Consider the following 3,027-nt stretch of genomic DNA (forward strand, 5'->3'; position numbering starts at 1 on the left):
CCGTCAGCGTGACCGCGCAGCGGCAACCGGTCGATCCGGATACGCCGGCCGTCGTCACATCGATCACGCGCGAGCAGATCGAATCGCACACCAACGTCACCACCGAGGACGCGCTGAAATACGCGCCGAACCTGATGGTCCGCAAGCGCTATATCGGCGACCGCAACAGCGTATTCGCCGGCCGCGACTTCAACGAGCTGCAGAGCGCACGCGGGCTCGTGTATGCGGACGGCGTGCTGCTGTCGAACCTGCTCGGCTCGAGCTACGCGTACCCGCCGCGCTGGTCGCTGATTCCGCCGGACGACATCGCGCGCGTCGACGTGCTCTATGGCCCCTTTTCCGCGCTGTATCCGGGCAACTCGATCGGCTCGACCGTGCTGCTGACGACGCGTCGCCCGGAAAAGCTCGAGGCGTCGCTGTCGACCCAGTTCTTCACGCAGCGCTACCACGACGGCTACGGGGTTGCGGACAGCTTCGGCGGCAATCACCAGACCGCGCGGATCGCGAACCGCGTCGGCCGGTTCTGGTTCGCGCTGTCGCTCGACCGGCTCGAGAACAACGGTCAGCCGATGCAGTATGCGAGCCCCAATTCGGCGTACAACCCGAAGCTCGGCGCCGCCGTGCCCGTGACGGGCGCCGCGACCGACATCGGGCCCAACGGCCGGCCGCGGACGATCGTCGGTGCGCAGTCGATCGAGCGGACCGAGCAGCTCAACGAGACGGTCCGGATGGGCTATGCGTTCACCGACCACGTCGATGCGACGCTCACGCTCGGGCATTGGGAGAACCATTACCGGCAGCACGGCGAAACCTTCCTGCGCGATGCGGCCGGCAATCCGGTCTACGGCGGCAACGTGTCGATCGGCGGCCAGAACATGACCGTCGCGCCGAACGCATTCGCGCCGCAGCGCGGCGACCAGGAGAACTGGCTGTACGCGCTCGGCCTGAACGGCCGGCTCGATTCCGGCTGGCGCCTGTCGGGCGTCGTGTCCGCGTACGACGTGTCGCGCGACGTGCAGCGCTCGGCGTCGACCGTGCAGGGCGGCGCAGGCACGCAGTTCCAGGGCGACGGCACCGGCTGGCGCACGCTCGACCTGAAGGCCGAGGCGCCGGAAGTGAAGGGCCATACGTTCACGTTCGGCTACCACTACGACAACTACTTCCTGCGCAACGTCACGTACAACACGGCCGACTGGCTGGCCGGGCCGACCACGTCGCTGTCGAGCCTCTATCGCGGCGACACGCGCACGCAGGCGCTGTTCGGCCAGGACGCGTGGCGCTTCGCGCCGGGCTGGCTCGCGACGCTGGGGCTGCGCTACGAGCGCTGGGATGCGTACGGCGGCGCGCTCGGCAATGCCACGGGCACGCTCGGCTATGCGGACCGCAGCGCGAATGCGCTGTCGCCGAAAGTCGCGTTGCAATGGGATGCGACCGACGTCTGGCGCTTCCGGCTGTCGTTCGCGACCGGCACGCGTTTCCCGACGGTCGGCGAACTGTTCCAGGGCACGATCTCGAACAACGCGATCGTCAACAACAACCCGAACCTGCGGCCTGAAAAGGCGATCGACTGGGACTTCACGGCCGAACGCGACGTGGGCGTCGGCGTCGTGCGTGCCAGCGTGTTCCAGAGCGATCTGCGCGATTCGATCTACAGCCAGACGACGGTGTCGGGCGCGACGACGGTGACCAACATCTCGAACGTCGATCGCGTGCGCGTGCGCGGCGTCGAACTCGCGTTCAGCGGCGAGAACGTCGGTTTGAAGGGACTCGCGATCGACGCGAACGTGTCGGCGAGCAACGCACAGATCCTCGCCGATGCCGCGAATCCCGCGTATGTCGGCTCGCGCTTTCCGCGGATTCCGCGCATGCGTGCGAACCTGCTCGCGTCGTATCGCTTCGACGAGCACTGGCTTGCGAGCGTCGGCGTGCGCTATTCGGGCCGCCAGTTCAACACGCTCGACAACAGCGACGTGAACCCGGATGTCTACGGTGGCACGAGCTCGTTCACGGTCGTCGACCTGAAGGCGCGCTATCGCTTTGACCGACACTGGACCGCGTCGGTCGGCATCGACAACCTGACGGACCGCCGTTACTACGTGTTCCACCCGTATCCGGGCCGTACTTTCTATGGAGAACTGAAATGGTCGCTGTGAGATCGCTCGCGGCAGGTGGCGCGCTGTGGTTCGCGTGGTTGTCGTCCGCCGGTGCGCACGATGCGCAAGACGTGCCGAAGGCGGCCGATTCGCACGCCGCGCACATGAGCATGCAGGCTGCACCCGCGCAGCAGAAGCAGCCGCTCGCGACCGGCGCCGCGTTCGACGCGCGTCACCGGCTGTGGGTCGCGTGGGTCGAAGGTGCGCACGTCGTCGTCGCGCATTCCGACGATGCGGGCCGCACGCTGTCCGCGCCCGTGACCGTCAACGCGATGCCGGAGCCGATCTACACGAGCGCCGAGAATCGCCCGAAGATCGCGACGAGTCCGGACGGGCGCGCGGTGTACGTGTCGTGGTCGATGCCGCTCGATGCGCCGTACACGGGCATGGTGCGCTTCGCGCGATCGCTCGACAGCGGGGCGACGTGGAGCGTGCCCGTGACCGTGCATCGCGACCGGCAGGCGATCACGCACCGCTTCGACATGATGGCCGTCGATCCGGCCGGCAACATCGCGATCGCATGGATCGACAAGCGCGATCTCGTTGCGGCGAAGGCGGCGGGGCAGGCGTACGAAGGCGCGGCTGTCTACTACGCGGTATCGCGCGACGGCGGTGCATCGTTCGAAGCCGAGCGCAAGGTGACCGACCACACATGCGAATGCTGCCGCATCGCGATGGCGATCGATCCGGCCGGACGTATCGAGGCCGCGTGGCGCAACGTGTTTCCGGGGCAGATCCGCGATCACGCGCTCGCCGTGTTGCCCGTCGCGGCGTCGGACCCGGTCGTGCCGGTGCGCGCGACGTTCTCGAACTGGCACGTCGAGGCGTGCCCCGAGCACGGGCCGGCGCTGGCAATCACGCCGGACGGCACGCG

Annotated in this window: 2 protein-coding genes; both read left to right on the top strand. The window is 67.9% G+C overall.

Going from position 1 to position 3,027, the window contains the following annotated elements; all coding sequences use genetic code 11:
- On the top strand, positions 1 to 2,153 hold a 2,153-nt coding region (locus JYJ84_RS32740; RefSeq protein ID WP_205189994.1), incomplete at its 5' end, for a TonB-dependent receptor.
- Positions 2,141 to 3,027 (top strand): sialidase family protein (locus JYJ84_RS32745; protein ID WP_205189995.1); only part of this gene is annotated, 887 nt, incomplete at its 3' end. The genes JYJ84_RS32740 and JYJ84_RS32745, both read left to right, overlap by 13 nt.

Origin of the sequence: Burkholderia sp. LMG 13014 (assembly GCF_905232215.1) — a bacterium.
In the GTDB taxonomy this organism is placed as follows: domain Bacteria; phylum Pseudomonadota; class Gammaproteobacteria; order Burkholderiales; family Burkholderiaceae; genus Burkholderia.